At 57.7% G+C, this 18,341-nt stretch carries 14 protein-coding genes and 1 pseudogene; 7 read left to right on the plus strand and 8 right to left on the minus strand.

Going from position 1 to position 18,341, the window contains the following annotated elements; all coding sequences use genetic code 11:
- Positions 1 to 88: 88 nt before the first annotated feature.
- The 7 genes and pseudogenes from BG22_RS07620 to BG22_RS07655 all read left to right on the plus strand — a co-directional run bounded on the left by BG22_RS07620 (position 89) and on the right by BG22_RS07655 (position 10,822).
- Positions 89 to 1,432, plus strand: a complete 1,344-nt coding sequence (locus tag BG22_RS07620; RefSeq protein ID WP_140494590.1) for a Fic family protein — start codon at positions 89 to 91, stop codon at positions 1,430 to 1,432.
- 456 nt (positions 1,433 to 1,888) lie between these two features.
- A complete protein-coding gene (locus tag BG22_RS07625) occupies positions 1,889 to 2,569 on the plus strand; it encodes a hypothetical protein (RefSeq protein WP_140494622.1) in 681 nt (226 codons plus the stop codon).
- Positions 2,570 to 2,768: 199 nt separating this feature from the next.
- Positions 2,769 to 3,038 carry a 30S ribosomal protein S15 gene (gene rpsO, locus BG22_RS07630; RefSeq protein WP_033891585.1) on the plus strand — a complete coding sequence of 90 codons (270 nt, stop codon included), beginning with the start codon at positions 2,769 to 2,771 and terminating at the stop codon, positions 3,036 to 3,038.
- Positions 3,039 to 3,512: 474 nt separating this feature from the next.
- Complete coding sequence (locus BG22_RS07640; protein ID WP_140494594.1) at positions 3,513 to 6,284, plus strand: polyribonucleotide nucleotidyltransferase; 2,772 nt, start codon at positions 3,513 to 3,515, stop codon at positions 6,282 to 6,284.
- A 902-nt stretch (positions 6,285 to 7,186) separates the two neighbouring features.
- A pseudogene (locus BG22_RS07645) lies at positions 7,187 to 7,765 on the plus strand (hypothetical protein); the annotation flags it as partial.
- A 71-nt stretch (positions 7,766 to 7,836) separates the two neighbouring features.
- Entirely contained in the window at positions 7,837 to 8,415 is a 579-nt protein-coding gene (locus BG22_RS07650) for a LemA family protein (RefSeq protein WP_140494598.1), read from the plus strand.
- A gap of 76 nt (positions 8,416 to 8,491) precedes the next feature.
- Positions 8,492 to 10,822 carry a DUF2207 domain-containing protein gene (locus BG22_RS07655; RefSeq protein ID WP_140494600.1) on the plus strand — a complete coding sequence of 777 codons (2,331 nt, stop codon included), beginning with the start codon at positions 8,492 to 8,494 and terminating at the stop codon, positions 10,820 to 10,822.
- Positions 10,823 to 11,232: 410 nt separating this feature from the next.
- On the opposite strand, the gene BG22_RS07660 is transcribed toward BG22_RS07655, so the two are convergent.
- The 8 genes from BG22_RS07660 to BG22_RS07695 all read right to left on the minus strand — a co-directional run bounded on the left by BG22_RS07660 (position 11,233) and on the right by BG22_RS07695 (position 18,043).
- Positions 11,233 to 12,201 carry an alpha-ketoacid dehydrogenase subunit beta gene (locus tag BG22_RS07660; protein WP_140494602.1) on the minus strand — a complete coding sequence of 323 codons (969 nt, stop codon included), beginning with the start codon at positions 12,199 to 12,201 and terminating at the stop codon, positions 11,233 to 11,235.
- The gene (locus BG22_RS07665) at positions 12,198 to 13,184 is read right to left on the minus strand and encodes a thiamine pyrophosphate-dependent dehydrogenase E1 component subunit alpha (protein WP_140494604.1); all 987 of its coding nucleotides are present in this window, start codon (positions 13,182 to 13,184) and stop codon (positions 12,198 to 12,200) included. The genes BG22_RS07660 and BG22_RS07665 overlap by 4 nt, the downstream gene beginning before the upstream one ends.
- 2 nt (positions 13,185 to 13,186) lie before the next feature.
- The gene (locus BG22_RS07670) at positions 13,187 to 14,206 is read right to left on the minus strand and encodes an alcohol dehydrogenase catalytic domain-containing protein (protein ID WP_140494606.1); all 1,020 of its coding nucleotides are present in this window, start codon (positions 14,204 to 14,206) and stop codon (positions 13,187 to 13,189) included.
- A gap of 17 nt (positions 14,207 to 14,223) precedes the next feature.
- On the minus strand, positions 14,224 to 14,976 hold the full coding sequence (locus BG22_RS07675; RefSeq protein ID WP_181163450.1) for an SDR family NAD(P)-dependent oxidoreductase: 753 nt from the start codon (positions 14,974 to 14,976) through the stop codon (positions 14,224 to 14,226).
- Positions 14,977 to 15,005: 29 nt separating this feature from the next.
- The gene (locus BG22_RS07680; protein ID WP_140494609.1) at positions 15,006 to 15,668 is read right to left on the minus strand and encodes a methionine ABC transporter permease; all 663 of its coding nucleotides are present in this window, start codon (positions 15,666 to 15,668) and stop codon (positions 15,006 to 15,008) included.
- Positions 15,665 to 16,633 carry a methionine ABC transporter ATP-binding protein gene (locus BG22_RS07685; RefSeq protein WP_140494611.1) on the minus strand — a complete coding sequence of 323 codons (969 nt, stop codon included), beginning with the start codon at positions 16,631 to 16,633 and terminating at the stop codon, positions 15,665 to 15,667. Before BG22_RS07685 ends, BG22_RS07680 begins: the two co-directional genes overlap by 4 nt.
- Before the next feature lie 79 nt (positions 16,634 to 16,712).
- The gene (locus BG22_RS07690; protein WP_140494613.1) at positions 16,713 to 17,549 is read right to left on the minus strand and encodes a MetQ/NlpA family ABC transporter substrate-binding protein; all 837 of its coding nucleotides are present in this window, start codon (positions 17,547 to 17,549) and stop codon (positions 16,713 to 16,715) included.
- A gap of 83 nt (positions 17,550 to 17,632) precedes the next feature.
- On the minus strand, positions 17,633 to 18,043 hold the full coding sequence (locus BG22_RS07695; protein ID WP_140494615.1) for a carboxymuconolactone decarboxylase family protein: 411 nt from the start codon (positions 18,041 to 18,043) through the stop codon (positions 17,633 to 17,635).
- Positions 18,044 to 18,341 lie beyond the last annotated feature (298 nt).

Here is an 18,341-nt window from a genome sequence, read left to right on the forward strand (position 1 = left end):
ATTATAAACAGTTTTGTTTGACTTATTCCTCTCTCTATTTTATAGTTTCTATAATTTATAGGTCAAATCAGGAAAGAATGCTTGGACAATGGGCATGGAATATAGGAGTTTGGCACGGGTATTTCACGCCGATAGGACGAACAACGCCTTCAACAACCATGCGAAGCTTGCTCGGCAACGGCTCGAGGCGGACTCCACATTTAGGACCGGGGTCGTCACCCCTCTGGGCGAACTGTTCGCCGCCGCGCCACGCGAGACATCCCTGCTCGTGGAGAAGGTACTCCTCGCGGAGCGGCGGATATCCCGGCTCTGGAACCAGTTCCCCGGCGTCATGCGCTGGGACTACATACGGCATTCCATCAGCGAGGAACTGTTCGCGACCAACGAGATGGAAGGCGTACGCAGCACCCGCAAGGAAACCCGGGAAGCCGTGGCCGCGGCCGAAAAGGCCAGGAAGGGAGGCGACGACGCCAAGGCCAGGTTCAGTGAATTTGCCAAACTGTATCTGCACCTCACGGACAGGGACTCCGCACTGCCGTCAGGGATCGCGGACATCCGCGACATCTACGACAAGGTCGTGCTAGACGAAATCGACAAGAACGACAAGCCGGACGGCGAGCTGTTCCGGAAGGGCGACGTGGAGATACAAGGCCCTCGCGGGCTCGCAATCCACAACGGAGTCACAGGCGAAGGCAACATCAGCGCACTTCTCACCAGCATGATCCATCTCGCGACCTCCGACGAGATTCCCCGGCTGACGGCGGCCATTATGTCGCATTTCCTGTTCGAATACATTCACCCGTTCTACGACGGCAACGGCAGGACAGGTCGGTACCTCCTGGCCCTATACCTGAACCACGACCTGACCGTGCCCACCGTGTTGTCGCTGTCCCGCACCATCGCGGAAAACAAGAACGCCTACTACAAGGCGTTCATGGAAGCGGAGGACAAGCTGAACTGCGGCGAGCTCACGTTCTTCGTGAACACCATCCTCGGGTTCATCCAACGGGCCCAGGACGAGCTGATCGACGAACTCGAGGTCAGGGTCGACCGGCTCGGCAAAGGCGAGGCGGTTTGTGACCAGCTTGAACGGAAGCACGGTCTGTCCGCGAAAGCGGTCTCGATACTGTACGGCGTGATCCAGGAGGAGATGTTCGACTCGTCCAAGTCCATGACGCTGGACGATGCCGCATATCATATCGGCCTATCCAAGCAGAGCGCGAGAAAGTATGTGGGGGAGCTCATGGACATGGGCCTTGTCATTCAATCTGGGAAGCGCCCCCTGAAGATACGGGCATCGGAATCGTTGAAGGGCATCCTCGATGCAGGAATGAGAGAGGACGGCGGAGAACACGGCGACAAAACCCAACAACAAGAAGAAGCAGGGGCCGACCGGGAAGACGACTCCAGAGACTCCTCCCGCAACCTGTAGACGAGCTGACTTGAATCTTGTGCATGGCGCTGTCTCGCGACTTCATCGCCCCCGCAGCACAACCGCGAGTACCATATAACCGATACGTAATGAACGAACCGGCGGCGGTCGGCGGCGATAGCGACAACGGCCGCCGCGATGGGACAGGACGGGGGATGTATGGCGCGTGCCAACAAGACCGCGGATGCTCTGAATTCCAACATGACTGAACAGATGGCTGAGATGTCTGAACAGGGGGATGTTGCAGTACGTCAGGACGTGACGGAACCCAATAATGTCGAGGCCGCGCCTGACGTGACTTCGCCTGACGCGACTCCTGTAACTGCCGCATCCGCCGCCGCTGCACCCGCATCCACTGCGTCCGCATCCGCTGTTGCGCCAGCCTCCGTTGCATCATCCTCCGCGACGCCCGCATCCGCCGCCGAGTCTGAACTCGCCCAGCTCATCAAACCAACACTGCCCGACGCGCCCGTCGAACCGAACGAAGCCGTCGAGGTGGTGGGCGGTAAAGTGGAGACCGTCGAGGTTTCCAAGCACCCCGACCCCTCCATCCCCGAAACCGACCTGTCTCTGGCAGACATCGAGCGTCGCCGGTCGCATCCCGTGCGCTGGGCGGTCCTGATTCTCGCGGTGTTGGCCGCCATCGTAGGCCCCTACTGGTTCGGCCGTTCGTTGGCCGTCAACGACACGCTGACCGTCACCGCGGCACTCGGCGGCATCGACCCGCGTGGCATTGCCCTTGTGGGATGGTCTACGGTCGTCATCACCTATGTGGGATTGGCGATGGCGGTGGTCGTCTCGCCGTCCTGGCCCTGGCTGGTGGTGTTCGTGCTGGGACTGGCCGCCGAGCAGTTCGTGGCGGGCCTGAGCATGCTCAACCTCAATTTCTGGTACTCCACATACGTGGTGTACGGCGATCAGGCGGGATTGGCGAACGCGGCGAACGTCGGCATCATCGCCGCTGCGATCGGCGTCGCCGTGTATGCCGTGATTTTCGTCGGGCTTCTGGTGGTCATCAAGAAGACCTCGCCGCTTAACGTGCTGACGAAAAGCTGGGCGAGCTTCATCCTGTACTTCGCGATTGAGGCACTCGCCCTGTTTGTGGTGCTGTTCGGCGGCGTGCTGACCACCGTATGACCGTATGACTGTATGTCCGACCGTATGTCCGACCGTATGACGTGAGCGCGTCAAACCGCGCTCTCTATTCGCCTCCATCCACCTCCGTCCGCCCCTCGACCTATAGTTTTCATTTGGCGTGATTTCGCCCGCGGATAGAGAGCGTTTCGGGTACACCCACCCGAATCACCGCGCAACGAACACAATTAAGGAGGATGCCGTGGCACTGACGGCTGAAGAAAAGACCCAGATTATCAACGAGTACGCGACGCACGAAGGTGACACCGGCTCCCCGGAGGTCCAGGTGGCCCTGCTGTCCAAGCGCATCTCCGACCTGACCGAGCACCTCAAGCAGCACAAGCACGACCACCACTCCCGTCGTGGTATGCAGCTCATGATCGGTGATCGTCGTCGTCTGCTTGACTACCTCAAGCGCGTGGACATCAACCGTTACCGCTCCCTGATCGAGCGCCTGGGCCTGCGTCGATAATTGAAGACTTCCGCCCGAGCACCTAGGATGGTGCTCGGGCGTTTTGCATATCGCCAGCCAACGGCAACAACGGCAAGAGGGTTATGAGGATAGGCCGGAAGACGGCGGCCGTGGGCACCGAAGGTGCCGGGAGTGAACAGGCCGTCGCGGACCGCAGGCTCATGGACGCGCGAGTACATCGAGTACATGAGGGCTGTGGACACGAGGATCGGCCGATAAGAGAGCCCGAATGAGACGGGTTGACACGAGGGGCGGAGGCCAGGGGGTCGCCGCCGACGAGGGTATGTGACGTCCGCTGAAGAGGACAATCGCGGTGCATGCGAGCTTCGGTCCAGTCGCATCGGCGCACGGTCGGGACGACCGGGGCGCGGAAGAACCGAAGACGAACCGGTATCGGGCGGCCGGAAGGCCAGACGCCCGGCACGCAGCCGCGGACAGTATGTAGGAATAACAGAAAACAGAAGGAGGAACCCTATGGAGGGTCCCGAAATCAAGGCCGTTGAGGCCGTCATCGACAATGGATCGTTCGGTAAGCGCACGCTGCGCTTCGAGACCGGCCGTCTTGCCCAGCAGGCCGACGGTGCCGTCGCCGCCTATCTGGACGACGATTCGATGATCCTGTCCACCACCACCGCCGGCTCCAGCCCGAAGGAGAACTACGACTTCTTCCCGCTGACCGTCGACGTCGAAGAGAAGATGTACGCCGCGGGCAAGATCCCGGGCTCGTTCTTCCGTCGTGAGGGCCGTCCGTCCAGCGAGGCCATCCTCGCCTGCCGTATCATCGACCGCCCGCTGCGCCCGCTGTTCCCGCACACGTTGCGTAACGAGGTGCAGGTCGTCGAGACCGTGCTCGCCGTGAACCCGGACGATGCGTACGATGTCATCGCCCTGAACGCCGCTTCCGCCTCCACCATGATCTCCGGTCTGCCGTTCTCCGGCCCGGTGTCCGGTGTGCGTCTGGCGCTGATTGACGGCCAGTGGGTCGCCTTCCCGCGCTGGAGCGAGCGTGAGCGCGCCGTGTTCGAGATCGTGGTCGCCGGCCGCGTGATCGACAACGGCGACGTCGCCATCGCCATGATCGAGGCCGGCGCCGGCAAGAACGCCTGGCATCTCATCTACGACGAGGGCCAGACCAAGCCGGACGAGACCGTCGTGGCCCAGGGCCTTGAGGCCGCCAAGCCGTTCATCAAGGTGATCTGCGAGGCGCAGAACGAACTCAAGGAGAAGGCTTCCAAGGCCACCAAGGAGTTCCCGCTGTTCCCGGAGTACACCGAAGAGCTGTACAACCGCATCGACGAGATCGCCCACAAGGATTTGGACGAGGCCCTCTCCATCGCAGAGAAGCTGCCGCGTCAGGACCGCATCCACGAGATCAAGGAGCACGTGCGCGACGTGCTCGCCACCGAGTTCGAGGAGATGGACGACGTCGAGAAGGACAAGGAGCTCGGCAACGCCTTCAAGGAGCTGCAGCGCCAGATCGTCCGCCGCCGCATTCTGACCGAGGACTACCGCATCGACGGCCGTGGCCTCAAGGACATCCGCACCCTGTCCGCCGAGGTGGACATCGTGCCGCGCGTGCACGGTTCCGCCCTGTTCCAGCGCGGCGAGACCCAGATCCTGGGCGTCACCACGCTGAACATGCTCAAGATGGAGCAGCAGATCGACGCGCTGTCCGGCCCGCAGTCCAAGCGTTACATGCACAACTACGAGATGCCGCCGTACTCCACCGGTGAGACCGGTCGCGTCGGTTCCCCGAAGCGTCGTGAGATCGGCCACGGCGCCCTTGCCGAGAAGGCCCTCGTGCCGGTGCTGCCGAGCCGTGAGGAGTTCCCGTACGCCATCCGTCAGGTCTCCGAGGCCATCGGCTCCAACGGTTCCACCTCCATGGGTTCCGTCTGCGCCTCCACGCTGAGCCTGCTGGCCGCCGGCGTGCCGCTCAAGGCCCCGGTCGCGGGCATCGCTATGGGTCTGGTCTCCGGCGATGTGAACGGCGAGCATGTCTACAAGACCCTCACCGATATCCTGGGCGCTGAGGATGCCTTCGGCGACATGGACTTCAAGGTGGCCGGCACGTCCGAGTTCATCACCGCCCTGCAGCTCGACACCAAGCTCGACGGCATCCCCGCCGACATCCTGGCCGCCGCCCTGCAGCAGGCCCACGAGGCCCGCACCACGATCCTCGAGGTCATCAACGAGTGCATCGACGGCCCGGCCGAGATGAGCGAGTACGCGCCGCGCATCCTCACCACCTCCGTGCCGGTCGAGAAGATCGGCGAGGTCATCGGCCCGAAGGGCAAGATGATCAACCAGATCCAGGAGGACACCGGCGCCGAGATCGCCATCGAGGATGACGGTACCGTCTACATCTCCTCCGAGGGTGGCGAGGCCGCCGAGAAGGCCAAGCAGATCATCGACTCCATCGCCAACCCGCATGTGCCGGAAGCCGGCGAGACCTACAACGGCAAGGTCGTCAAGACCACGTCGTTCGGAGCGTTCGTGAACCTGACCCCGGGCACCGACGGTCTGCTGCACATCTCGCAGATCCGCAACCTGGCCAACGGCGAGCGCATCGACTCCGTCGAGGACGTGCTCAAGGAAGGCGACACCGTCGAGGTCGTCGTACAGGGCGTGGACGACCGTGGCAAGATCTCCCTGGCCATCCCCGGCTTCGAGGATCAGGACTCCGGCGCCGCCCGCGGTGGCCGTGGCGGCTCCCGTGAGGACCGCGGCGACGATCGTCGCGGTGGCCGTGGCTCCCGCGATGACCGCCGTGGCGGCCGTGGCCGTCGTTCGGCTGATCGCGATGATCGTGATTTCGATCGCGATGATCGTGATGATCGTGACGACCGTCCGCGTCGTCGTCGTTCGGATGACCGCGATTTCGATGATCGTGACGATCGTGATGATTTCGATGATCGTCCGCGTCGTCGTCGTTCGGCCGATCGTGATGATCGTGATTTCGATCGTGATGATCGTGATGATCGTGACGACCGTCCGCGTCGTCGTCGTTCGGATGACCGTGATTTTGATGATCGTGACGATGATCGTCCGCGTCGCCGTCGCTCCTCGGATCGTGATGACCGTGATGATCGTCCGCGCCGTTCCTCCGGTCGCGGCCGTGGCACCGACCGCAACCCGCGCTACGCCACTGACGACAACTACGACGATTACCGCGCCGACCGTGAAGAGCGTTCCGAGCGTCCGCGCCGTCGCGTCCGCCGTGACTTCGATCCGTTCGAGGACTGAGGTCCACCCGCGGATGCTGCGCTGACGCTTGTAGCGCGCCATCAGTTCACTCCGCCTACGGACAGCCCGCCGGGTTGTCCGTTTGACGGCTTGGCATTCGAGGACTGATGTCCTCGCTATGCACACGCTACGGCTGAGTGACACTTTGGCTTGTAGCCGTTTCAATTAAGGGCAGTCCTTCATGGGCTGCCCTTTTTGGTACTTGCGACATGGCGGGAGATACCCTCTGCGTGCGTGCGTTCGTCTGGAGCTGCGATAGTAATCCGAATATGGGGCTAGTATGCTGCGTCAACAATTCGTTGAAGAATTCACTACCCCTCAGTTCCGCTTTGCGGGCCAGCTTATCCTGCAAATATGGCTGCGATTTGCGCGTGGTTTGCTGGCTCGCCTGTCGGCTCACAGTGCATCCATACTCGCAGGACGGGTTGGCGGTGAATGCCTTGGGAAGAGACAACAGCTGAAATCCTCAATTACGGGCGAGACAACCTATCAGTCCGCGTCATAACGCGACATGGTTCGTGTCCTGCGTATCCCCATCAGGTCTGGCTTCCCGCCGGCTTGCCGTGATTTGAGGGGCGGAGTAGCAAGGCCGAATGTGCCAAGTACACTCGTCGGTAATGCTGATTCATCAATGGACGTGACGTACTGGTGATTCGTCAATATCGGAAACGCGGAGGCAAGAGCGGGACGCAAGTGCATTTCGGCTGCTTTTGCACTTGCGTCCCGCTTCCACTGTGCTCACCTATTTGAGAAGTTCTTGAAACTGGCGGAATTTCAAGGGTTTTGAATTCTTGTTAGTGGGACGGAAGTGCAATTTCGCCGGTATTGCGTTTGCGTCCCGAATTCGAGTGGGACGGAAGTGCAGAATCGCCAATTTTGCACTTGCATCCCGATTCTGAGCCTCTGTGCTCACGGCAGCCAGCAGACAGACGGTAGCCTCGTGGAAGCCGGATAGGGCTGTGGCATATGGAGACCTTGTGCGAGTCGTGGAGCACTTGCCGAAATTCAGCGGGCGGAAATCGTGCATACGAGCATTGATGCTGATGCAGCCGGGCTCGGATTCTCCGAAGGAATCCGAACTTCGGCTTACGTTGCAGGCACACGGCATACCACGGATGACGTTGAACTACACGGTCCCGAATATGGCCTTTGCTTCAGGAGCTCCCGTCACGGTGGATTTTGCATGGCCTGAGCACAAGGTTGCCATCGAATACGATGGCGACCACCACCGAACCGATAAGGCGCAGTGGCGGCGCGATCAGGACAAGCGAAGCAAACTGCTGGGGCGGGGATGGCTGGTATTCGTTGCGACGGCGTCAAACCTTGCGGATGCGGATGCACGCGCCGAATTCGCCTTCCGTGTTGGTCGCGCCTTGACCTCGCGCGGAGCACAAGTCGACTTCCAGCTGACAGCATTGCCGCTCGAACAATTGGCTCCGTTGCCGCGCGTCATCGACTGGCAGTTGCTGCGATCGGCGTAGGGTTCTCGAGACGATGGGCCTACTCGTAGTATCGTTGGACTCAAGAAGGGTCCCCGCACGAAGGAGCGCACATGAGCGTCGGCCTGATTATCGGCATCGTTGTCATCGTTCTCGTCATCGCCATCATCATCTGGGCCATCGGCGCCTACAACAATCTCGTCACACTGCGCAACCGGGTGAAGAACGGATGGGCGCAGATCGACGTGCAGCTCAAGCAGCGTGCCGACCTGATTCCGAATCTCGTCGCAACCGTCAAGGGGTACGCGGCGCATGAGAACGCGGTCCTCAGCCAGGTGACCGCCGCCCGTGCCGGTGCCGTGGCCGCGGCAACCGATCCGAACGGCACTACGGCGCAACGTGCCGAGGCTGAAAACCAGCTTTCCCGCGCATTGCTCAACCTGCAGGCGACGGCCGAGGCCTATCCGGCATTGCAGGCCAACCAGAACTTCATGGATTTGCAGGGCCAGCTCAAGGATCTGGAGAACAAGATCGCCTACGCCCGCCAGTTCTACAACGACGTGGTGCTGAAGCTCAACACCGCCATCGAGACCGTGCCCACCAACATCATCGCCGGTCTCTTCCACTTCGAGCAGGCCCAGTATTTCGAGGCCGACGAGCCCGCCCGCCAAGCGCCTCAGGTCGCGTTCTGACGCCGCGGTTCCGGCCGGAGATAGATGATGATGGGCATGTGACGTTGGCGACGGAGTCACGATAGGGAAGGGAATCATGGGAAAGCGATTCATCCGCGCGGGTATCCTCAGCGTCATCATCACGCTGGTGATGGCCTCCATCTTCGCCGTGCTCACGTTCGCACCCAGCATCGCCGATGACGCGGACTTGAGTTATCGCACGCTCGACTATGACGTGAACGTCACCACTTCCGGCGATCTCGAGGTCACGCAGCACATCGACGTGAAACTCAAGCAGCGCGAGGACGGCGACGGCAACGTCAAGCCATGGAAGCAGCTGTACCAGCAGTACCGGCTACGCGCGGACAACCTCACCGACATCACGGACATCAGCGTCACCAACGTCACCAGCGGGACCGACTATGCGCAGCAAAGCGAACCCCGGTCGCCCAGCGACGTGTCGGACGAGGCTTGGGATTCCGATTACGCCAACCGCTGGTACATCGCGGATGTGACCGCCGGCGACTATGCCCCCAAACCATATCATCCGGGCGAGGACGGATTCGCCCCCGCCGATACCGCTGATTCAGTCAAAACCGTGGAAATCGGCTGGAACATACCCGCCACCGACGAGGCGGACAGCATGAAGTTCGACGTGCGCTTCACCATGCATGACGTGGCCACGCAGTGGGATGACGTGGCGGCCTTCCAGTGGGAGCCGTTCGGCCGGTCGAACCCGGTGCCGATCGGCACGGTGAGCGGCACCGTGCACTTCCCCGCAGGCGTCAGCGTGAACGACTCTTGGGCGTGGCTGCACACCGAGCGCACTTCGGAAACGGCTCGTGCCGCGGACGGCGGCCTCACCTTCAAGGCGTACAACATCAAGTCCGGCGACTATCTGGATCTGGTGGCCGCCTACGCCGTCACCCCGAACGGCAACAGCGGCATCGCCCGCACACGCGCAGGCGATCATCTGGATGCGCTCAAGCGCAGTGAGGCCGAGCAGGAACGGCAGTGGCGTGAGAGCCAGCGCAACGCGGCCCGCGCGCGACTCATTTTCTGGATTGCCACGGTCGTGCTCGGCGCGGCGCTGTGTGCGTGGGGACTGTATGCCTCCATCACCAGCAACCGTCGCGCGAAGTACCGTGGCGAGCTGGAGTATTGGCGTGACCAGCCCGGCATCAGTCCGGCCGCCGCCGCCAAACTCGTGGACGTGGTCGAGCCGTCCAAGACGTCCCTGTCCAACCGGCAACTCACCGCCACGTTGCTGGCACTCGCGGTGAAGAAGGCCATCGCCATCTACCCCGGTCCGGCGGACATGTACCGCGGCATCGACATGAGCACGGCCACCCCGCTGGCGCTGAGCCATATGATCGACGGCGATCCAGGCCGTCGGAAGGCCGCTGCAGCCACCAGTACCATCGTGATTCTGCCGGTGGCGCTCGATGACCGGTCCAACCGGGAGCAACTGGGGCTGAGCGAGTCCGAGGACGCGCTGCTGCACCTGCTCAGCGTGATCTCCAAGCGCGTCGGCGCGCCCGTGTTCGACCTCAAACAGATGCGGGCGGCCTGCGTCGGTTGGGACGACGGGTATCTCGAGCTCGGCAAATTCACCGGCGCGTGCGGCATGGAATACGCGCGGCTCAACGCCTCCCGCTCGCGGGCATGGCAGTGGATACTCGCCGGTACGCTCGCCGCGGTGCTCGGTTTCGGCGCGATGCTCGCCAACGTCATCATCGGGTACGGCATGGTCGGCCTGATTACCGGGCTGCCGATATTCCTTGTCGGCCTGTTCTGCGCGACCTCCGGCGCGATGCACGAGCTGACCGATCAGGGACAGCAGCTCGCCGGCCGTTGCCTGGGCCTCAAGCACTATATGCAGGACTTCTCCAACTTCACCGACCGCGGTACCGCCGACTTGGCGCTATGGGACTGGTACATGGTCTACGCCGCAGCCTTCGGCATCTCCGAACAGGTGATGCGTGAGCTCGCGCGCGCCTATCCGCAGGTATCCGACCCGCGTTGGCTCGATGACAATGCCGCCGATTCCATGTTCTACTGGACCTACCGGCCGTACGGTTGGGGTGCTTGGGGTGACGACCGGTACGGGCGCGGGGATTCGCGCGGAGACGGGCTTGGTGCTGGTGGACTTGGCGCTGGGGCTGGTGCCGGGGCCGCCGGTGGACTCGACGGACAATTCGGCGCGACCCCGTTGTTCGGCGGCAGCTCCTATGCGCCGGGATTCGGTGATTTGGGCTCGCAACTGTCCGCAGGCTTCGCCGACATCACCTCCACCATCGATGCCGCCGCGCCGTCCAGCTCCGATTCCGGCGGCGGCATCGGCTTCGGCAGCGGTGGCAGTTTCTCCGGTGGCGGCTTTGGCGGTTCGTCTGGCGGCTCCGGCGGCGGCTCCTTCGGAGGTCGGTGATTTTCGATAGGTGATTTTCGATATGAAGGGGCAGCGCGGTGATTTAGTCCGGCCGGTGATGTGGCGTGCGGTTCCGCTGGGCTGAAATCTGTGGCAAGACGACACTTGGCAGATGATTCCCGGTCACCAAAGGCGGGTTCTGTCCGCAGTGCGGCGGTTCAAATGGTGCAAATGGCGTAGGCGTTGCCAGCGATCCACAGGACAGTATTCCACTCAGCGCCTGCCAATTCCCATGGTGTAGGGATTGGCACATGATGTAGGGATTCCGCTGTGGCGTAAAGGCCAGAAATGGCTTTATCCCGCCATTATGTAGATTTCGTGTCCCTACACCATGCGAAAGTCCCTACACCATGGGGCACACTATGGGCACGATATGCCGGTTACGGGTATGGATAGGCAATGGTGTAATGCTATTTCTGTACTAGGGCTTGAAGAATATCTTCTTCATGAGGCAATACCGATTCCTCAAGCGGCTGGCTGTAAGGAATAGGGGCAAAGCGGGCTCCGATGCGAACGATTGGTGCCTGCAGCCATTGGAACGCATGTTCTGCAACTTCTGCGGCAATTTCGCCGCCGACACCACCTGTCCGAATTGCTTCATGGGCAATAATCAATCGGCCGGTCTTCTTGACCGACTGATAAATGGTTTCCATGTCTAGCGGAACAATGCTGCGTAAGTCAATTACTTCAGTACTCACGCCATGTAGTCTTTGCGCTTTATCAGCAGCGGCAAGAGCGTGCGTCAGCATCATTGAATACGAGACCAGTGTTACGTCAGTTCCCTCTCGTACGACTTCAGCCTTGTCGAGGGGAATGATTACTTCATCATCAACGGGCCCAGTAACAGGGAATAAGCCTTTGTGCTCGAAGAAAATCACCGGATTGGGATTTCGAATGGCCGCCTTCAGTAAGGCTTTTCCTGTCTGCGGACTGGATGGGATGACAACTTTAATACCAGGAATCGATACGAACCATGATTCCAATGATTGAGAATGCTGAGCGGCGGCATGACTCATGGAACCATCAGGAGCCCTCAGGACAAGTGGAAGGTGCGCCTGTCCTCCGAACATGTAGTGCGCTTTGGACATCTGATTGAGAATCTCGTCCATCGTAATACCGATGAAATCTGCAAAATGCAGATCGATGACTGGCTTTGTTCCCGCCATGGCCGCGCCAACTCCTGCACCAACTAAAGCGGTTTCACTAATTGGCGTATCAAGTACACGGTCACCGAATTCGTCATGCAGACCTGCAAATTGGCCGAAAATGCCGCCCTGTTTAACGATGTCTTCGCCATATACAAAGACATCGGGATCGGCACGCATCTCTTCGGCCATGGCTTCCTTGGTTGCTTGGCAGAATGTGATATTCCTGCTCATAGCGATGCTCCCTGGTCGTATACGTCATCTAACGCCTCATCAGACTGCGGATAAGGGCTGTTTCTTGCGAATTCCAATGCTGCCGATAATTCTTGTTCCACTGCGGCATCTTCAGTGGCAAAGTCCTCATCAGATAGTATTCCGTCCAAGCGCATACGTTCTGCAAAACGGGTAATGGGATCGTTGTGTAACTGGTATTCGCGTACTTCCTCTTGTGAGCGATAGGTTTGTGGGTCGGTGATGAAATGTCCATCAATGCGGTAGGTACGGCATTCAAGAATGGAAGGTCCTTCGCCATTTCTTGCTCTCTCGATAAGGTGTGATGCCGCGTTTTTGACGGAGATTAGGTCATTGCCGTCCACGGTGATACCGGGAATACCATATCCTTGTGCACGTTGCGAGAGGTAGTCGACGTTTTTTATGTCATCAAAACGAGTAGTTGAAGCCCATTGATTGTTCTCGCATACATAAATGACTGGAAGTTTCCAAGTGGCAGCGAGATTTACCGCCTCATGAAAGGTGCCTCGGCTGGAAGCGCCGTCTCCGAAAAAACATACGGCCACGTCGTTCGTGTGCCGTTGCCGTATGGCCAGTGCAGCTCCAGTTGCAATATTGAATCCACCGCCGACCACTCCATTGGCGCCAAGCATGCCTACGCTGAAATCAGCTAAATGCATGGAGCCGCCTTTGCCCTTGCAATATCCGGTGACGCGTCCGAAAAGTTCGGCGAACGATCGATTCATGGCTGCGCCCTTGGCAAGTGTGTGTCCATGTCCACGGTGCGTACTGGTCACATAATCCTTGTTCGTGAGATTAGCGCATACTCCAACCGCAATCGCTTCTTCTCCGATATACAGATGGGCGGGTCCTAGAATTTCCTTGCCGGAAAGCGCCTTAACAGTCTGTTCAAAGCGGCGGATTCTTCGCATGGAACGATAGAGCGCAGCTGCTTCAGTTGAATCAAGTTGAGAGGAAACGTTCATAGTCAATCTTCTTCTTCGCTTATAGAGATCAATGGTTTTCCTGGAACACCGGCACGCATGTCGTTGAATGCTTGCCTGACGTGCTTAAGTGCATGGGTGTTGCCCAAGGCGGGGTTGATGTCCAACCCGCTGGAAAGTAAGTCAAAGCATTGATTCCACGTCCGGGGGATGAGACGTCCCGACGTGCCTACCAGAGTGATTTCCCGGTATAAGATTTCTTCGGAAAGATCCAAGCTGAAGATTCCTTGTGGTAGTCCGACGGAGACGATTCGCCCACCTTTGCGAAGACTGCGAATGGCTTTGAGGACGGCGTGATGAGCATCGCAGCAGTTGATTGCCACGTCAAATACGCCGAAGGTTTTTGAATTGTCGGCATTGTCATTGATGACCGTATTGGCGCCCATGAGCTGTGCGCGTTCGAGCTTGGAATCGAACAAATCCACGGCGGTGATGTGATTTGCACCAAATGCTCGTGCGGCGGCGATGGCGAATAAGCCAATTGGTCCGCATCCGATGATGAGAACATCATTGCCTTGCACGGCAGCCGCGTCTATGCCATGTACTGCGGCGCCCATCGGTTCCATAACCGATCCCTGAACATCGCTGATTGATTCGGGAAGTCTGATGGCGCTATCTGCTTGTACAACGGCATATTGCGCGAAGCAGCCTGGTACAGTTGCACCGAATAACCGCGCGCGTTCGCATAAGTGAGCCCTACCTGCACGGCACTGTGTACAAGCGTTGCATCCGAAGTGACTTTCTACTGCCACGCGCTCGCCGATTCTGCTAGCTGAGACGCCATCACCAGTTTCAATAATTACGCCAGAACATTCATGCCCAATGATGATTGGAGGATTCATACGGGCTTGAGCCCACGAAGTCCATTCTTCAATGTGGCGGTCTGTAGCGCATACGGCTGCTTGGTTCACGCGAATCAGCACATCGCCGTGCCCCGGTATCGGGACAGGGACGGATTCCAAGGATAGGCCCGGGCCCGTATGGGTTTTTACGACAGCCATCATGGTGTCTGGTGTAGTACTCAATCGAGCGTTGCACCTCCATCCACATCGATGGTTTCACCGGTGATGAATCCGGATTCTGGCGATGCAAGAAATGTGATTACTCGTGCGATTTCCTCAGGCTCCGCTGATCGTTTGATGAGCATACCAGCTAGGATTCTGTTTCTTGTCTCATTGCTCATGGCGTCGGTCATCGGTGTGTGGGTGAATCCGGGCATAACTGCGTTAACGGTAATACCGTTTGGGGCGTATTCCCGTGCAGCGCCACGGGTCAAAGAAGCGACTCCGGCTTTGGAAGCTCCGTAGGCGACATTCCCGAGATAGCCTCCGCCATGCTTTGCAGCGATGGACGATATGTTCACGATTCGTCCGTAGCCTTGCTCGGCCATGTGATGCGAAGCGTGAGTGATGTTAAGGAATACTCCTTTAAGGTTTACTGCAAGAATATGATCCCACTCGTGTTCTGTAACATCTTGCAAAGGCTGTTTGAGAATAATGCCGGCATTATTGACGAGAATATCCACGCCGCCATACTGCGCGTTCAATGTTTGATGAATCTGCGCCACATCATGTTCGTTGGATACGTCACCTATCGCAGGAACTGCTTTGCCGTTTCGTGTCTGAATCATTTCGACAGTGGCTTGGGCAGTGTCCGGATTGATGTCATTGACGGCAACGCGGACGCCTTTTGACGCAAGCATAATGGCAGTTGCTCGGCCGATACCGCGTCCGGCGCCGGTAACTAGGGCTGTCTGCTCTTCCCAACGTTTCACTGGTATTAGTGTCTCCTTATGCACGATTGTTACTTGAGCTTGCGATAGATGAGATTGCCGATCAACTGAATAAGCTGAACGAGAATAACGAGTACGATCACCGTACCGTACATGATGGCATCATTGAAGTTCTGATAACCGTAAGTGATGGCAACGGCGCCAAGGCCGCCAGCGCCGATGGCGCCGGCCATCGCGGTCAATCCCAGAATGGAGATTGTGGCCAACGTGACATTAAGAATGATTGCTGGAATCGCCTCAGGAATCATGACCCGACCGATAACCTGCAACGTGGATGCGCCAAATGAGCTGGCTGCGACGATGAGATCATGATCTACAGCTTTGAGACTTCCTTCAAACAGTCGAGCAGTGAACGGAGCGCCCACAGCGACCAGCGGCACAAGTGCCGCTTCCTCTCCGATGGATGTACCGACAATGAGTCGCGTCAGCGGAATAATGGCGACAGCAAGAATGATGAAGGGGAACGAACGCAGGATATTGACGATGATGTCAAGTGCGCGATAGACAACGTTATTTGGGTGGAGGCCACCTGGAGCTGTAACCACCAGTACAACTGCGAGTACAAGTCCGATAGCGGAAGAAAGTACGGTGGCGATGATGACCATGTATGCTGTGGAGCCCAAAGCTGGGAGCATGACGTCGTTGATAATTTTGTCCCAAGGCTGTTCGCTCATAGTTCCTCCCAAGTGACATGATGCTCGTTGAGATATTTTTTGATGGATGCGGTATCCGAGTCTGCGATATTGATAATGACGCTGCCAAGCACATCATCGCGGTACTTGTCGGTCGTTGCCCAGATGAGGGAGAATGGTACGTTCGTCTGGCGGGTCATGGTGCTGAGGAAAGTATCGTACACATGATCGGGGCCGTAGGAAATCCGGATATTAGTGCCGGTCTGAGGAAGAGTCTCCTCTTGTTCCTTATTCTCTAACAGTGCACCAAGGTGTGATGCGTTGTGCACGAATACGTCTTGCACGCTACCTGAGGCCGTAATACGGCCGTCTTCCAACACGGACACATTTTGGCAGATGCGTTTGATAACCTCCATCTGGTGTGTGACGAGGATGACTGCGATGCCGCTTTGCTCGTTGATTTCGCGTAGCAGGTTGAGAATTGATGCTGTTGTTTTCGGATCAAGCGCCGAAGTGGCTTCGTCGCAGAGAATAGTTTTAGGATTTAAGGTTAGTGCACGGGCGATGGCTACACGCTGCTGCTGCCCACCAGATAATTCACGGGGCCGCGAATCAAGCTTATTCTCCAGTCCGACGATTTTGGCGTATCGGCGGACCTTTTCGTCGATATCGTTCTTGTTGTAATGCCACAAGCGCATCGGCAATGCAATATTGTCATATACTGTTTTGCGCTGCATTAGCGAGAAGCTTTGGAAAATGAGTCCGATATTACGTTTGAATGCACGGGCCTGCTTGCCGTGACCGCGCTCGCTGACTTCGGTGCCTTCGACCTTGATACTACCTGAGTCATATGGTTCCATGCCGTTGAGGCATTTCAATAGTGTAGACTTGCCTGCTCCACTCAGGCCGATGATGCCATGAATTTCCCCATCTTGGATGGTCAGATTGACGCCTTTGAGTACAGGAGCTGCGCCGTAGCTTTTTACCAAATCGTGTATCTCAATCACTTGCTTGTCTCCTTTCGTGATTCGCGCATGGAAGAGCGGCGGTCGTGGTTCGTGCGCCGCCGCTCTTTATTCCGACTGCCTACCAGAGTGGGACTACTGCTTCCTTGAATTCTTTGGCCAGCTCCTTCTTGATGGCGTCAGTCTTGATGGCATTGGTGAACAGCTTCGCATTCTCATCATTGCCCGAGCCATTCTTGTATGCGACCACTAAAGAGTATTTGCCGCTATCCGTATCAGATTCCTTGCCAAGTGCCGTTGCCGGATCGATGCCGCCTTGAGTTGCGGAAATTGAGTTGATGACTGCGGCATCGGCGTCGTCAAGGCCCTTGACTTCTTTCATCACGTCAGTTTCCGTGATTATTAGGTTCTTTGGATTGCTGGTGATATCCAAGGTTGACGGCACATCTACGCCGTCCTTTAATGTGATCAAATCATTCGTAGCGAGAGTTTTCAACGCACGGGCACGATTCGCTGCGTCATTGGGAACCAGTATGCTTGCTCCATCTTGCAGTTGCTCAAGACTTTTGATTTTGCTGGAGTAGATGCCCATATAGTATGTGAACACGCCCTTGGGGTCGTATGCCTTGAGCTGCGTACCGTTTTTCTCGTTGAACTGATTGAGATAGACATTATGCTGGTAGAAGTTGAGGTTGATGCTTCCTTCCTGCAGTGCAGTGTCGGGGGTGACGAAGTCATCGAACACTTTTATCGTAACGGTCTTGCCGGAATCTTTGTTCTGCTTGTCGAACTCAGTCTTGATTGCCTCTCCCAAATCCTTGTAAATCGGAGAGACGCCTACGATAACTTCTTTGGAGTCAGCGCTGGCTGCGGTCTGGCCACAGGCGGATACGCTGATAAGACTAATGGCTACGAGTGCGCCGGCCGCGATTTTCTTCAACTTGCCAGTGAACGACATGGGCAGGTTTATCCCTTCTCTTACTTTCCTCTTGATTCTGTTGTCGGCTTTTAGATGCGATGGACGTGAAGATTGATCCCCAATTAATCCTCGTTGTTCCAAACAGGAGCAACTCCGCGATCCTTAAACACCTGTTCGGCGACGGTCACTGCATTCTGTACTTTCGGCCAGCCAGCGTAGGGGAGCAGCTGCAGGAACGTTTCAATAATCTCGTTGGGAGTCCAACCGACGTTCAAGGCTCCGTTGATGTGCACTTTGAGCGCCAGTGCGGTATCGCCTTGAGAAGCCAATGACGAGATAACTGCCAATTGCTTGTATTTCACGTCTAGACCGGGACGTGTGTAAATATCCCCGAACGGAAACTCAGCGATATAACGGGTCAGATCAGGGGCGACTTCGGCGAAAGAGTCAACTACGCCTTCTCCCGTGCCTCCAATCACCTCTTCCAGTTTCTTACGTCCGCGGATGAAGCGTTCTGAATGCTGTACGGCCATGATGTTTCTCCTTGCTTGTCGCTGTGGCTGGTCACGTTGGAGAACACCTTATCGGAGCGTCCGGTGTGGAGTATTCGGTTAGTGATGGTTGAAAGGGGTTATAGCGCGTTCAAGAAAAGCCATGTCAAACGCGGCATGAGTTACGGTCATAAAGTGGTTCTATGGACTGTCATAATCAGTCTCAGTAGCAGTATTCCAGTATGTGAGACCGGAATCCTGTTGGCGTTAGACTTCAGTAATTTACGATGCTTCGCTGCATCGTTCTCCTGATAAACGAAAGTATAGATTGATCATTTCT

The sequence above is a fragment of the Bifidobacterium sp. UTBIF-78 genome (assembly GCF_006408945.1).
Lineage (GTDB): Bacteria > Actinomycetota > Actinomycetes > Actinomycetales > Bifidobacteriaceae > Bifidobacterium > Bifidobacterium myosotis.

Bases quoted from the DNA above. Each gene is read 5' to 3' on its own strand.
- BG22_RS07695 (WP_140494615.1), bottom strand. From the start codon at position 18,043: ATGGCCGTACAGCATTCAGAACGCTTCATCCGCGGACGTAAGAAACTG.
- BG22_RS07640 (WP_140494594.1), top strand. From the start codon at position 3,513: ATGGAGGGTCCCGAAATCAAGGCCGTTGAGGCCGTCATCGACAATGGA.
- BG22_RS07680 (WP_140494609.1), bottom strand. From the start codon at position 15,668: ATGAGCGAACAGCCTTGGGACAAAATTATCAACGACGTCATGCTCCCA.
- BG22_RS07690 (WP_140494613.1), bottom strand. From the start codon at position 17,549: ATGTCGTTCACTGGCAAGTTGAAGAAAATCGCGGCCGGCGCACTCGTA.
- BG22_RS07665 (WP_140494604.1), bottom strand. From the start codon at position 13,184: ATGAACGTTTCCTCTCAACTTGATTCAACTGAAGCAGCTGCGCTCTAT.
- BG22_RS07650 (WP_140494598.1), top strand. From the start codon at position 7,837: ATGAGCGTCGGCCTGATTATCGGCATCGTTGTCATCGTTCTCGTCATC.
- BG22_RS07655 (WP_140494600.1), top strand. From the start codon at position 8,492: ATGGGAAAGCGATTCATCCGCGCGGGTATCCTCAGCGTCATCATCACG.
- BG22_RS07620 (WP_140494590.1), top strand. From the start codon at position 89: ATGGGCATGGAATATAGGAGTTTGGCACGGGTATTTCACGCCGATAGG.
- BG22_RS07670 (WP_140494606.1), bottom strand. From the start codon at position 14,206: ATGATGGCTGTCGTAAAAACCCATACGGGCCCGGGCCTATCCTTGGAA.
- BG22_RS07660 (WP_140494602.1), bottom strand. From the start codon at position 12,201: ATGAGCAGGAATATCACATTCTGCCAAGCAACCAAGGAAGCCATGGCC.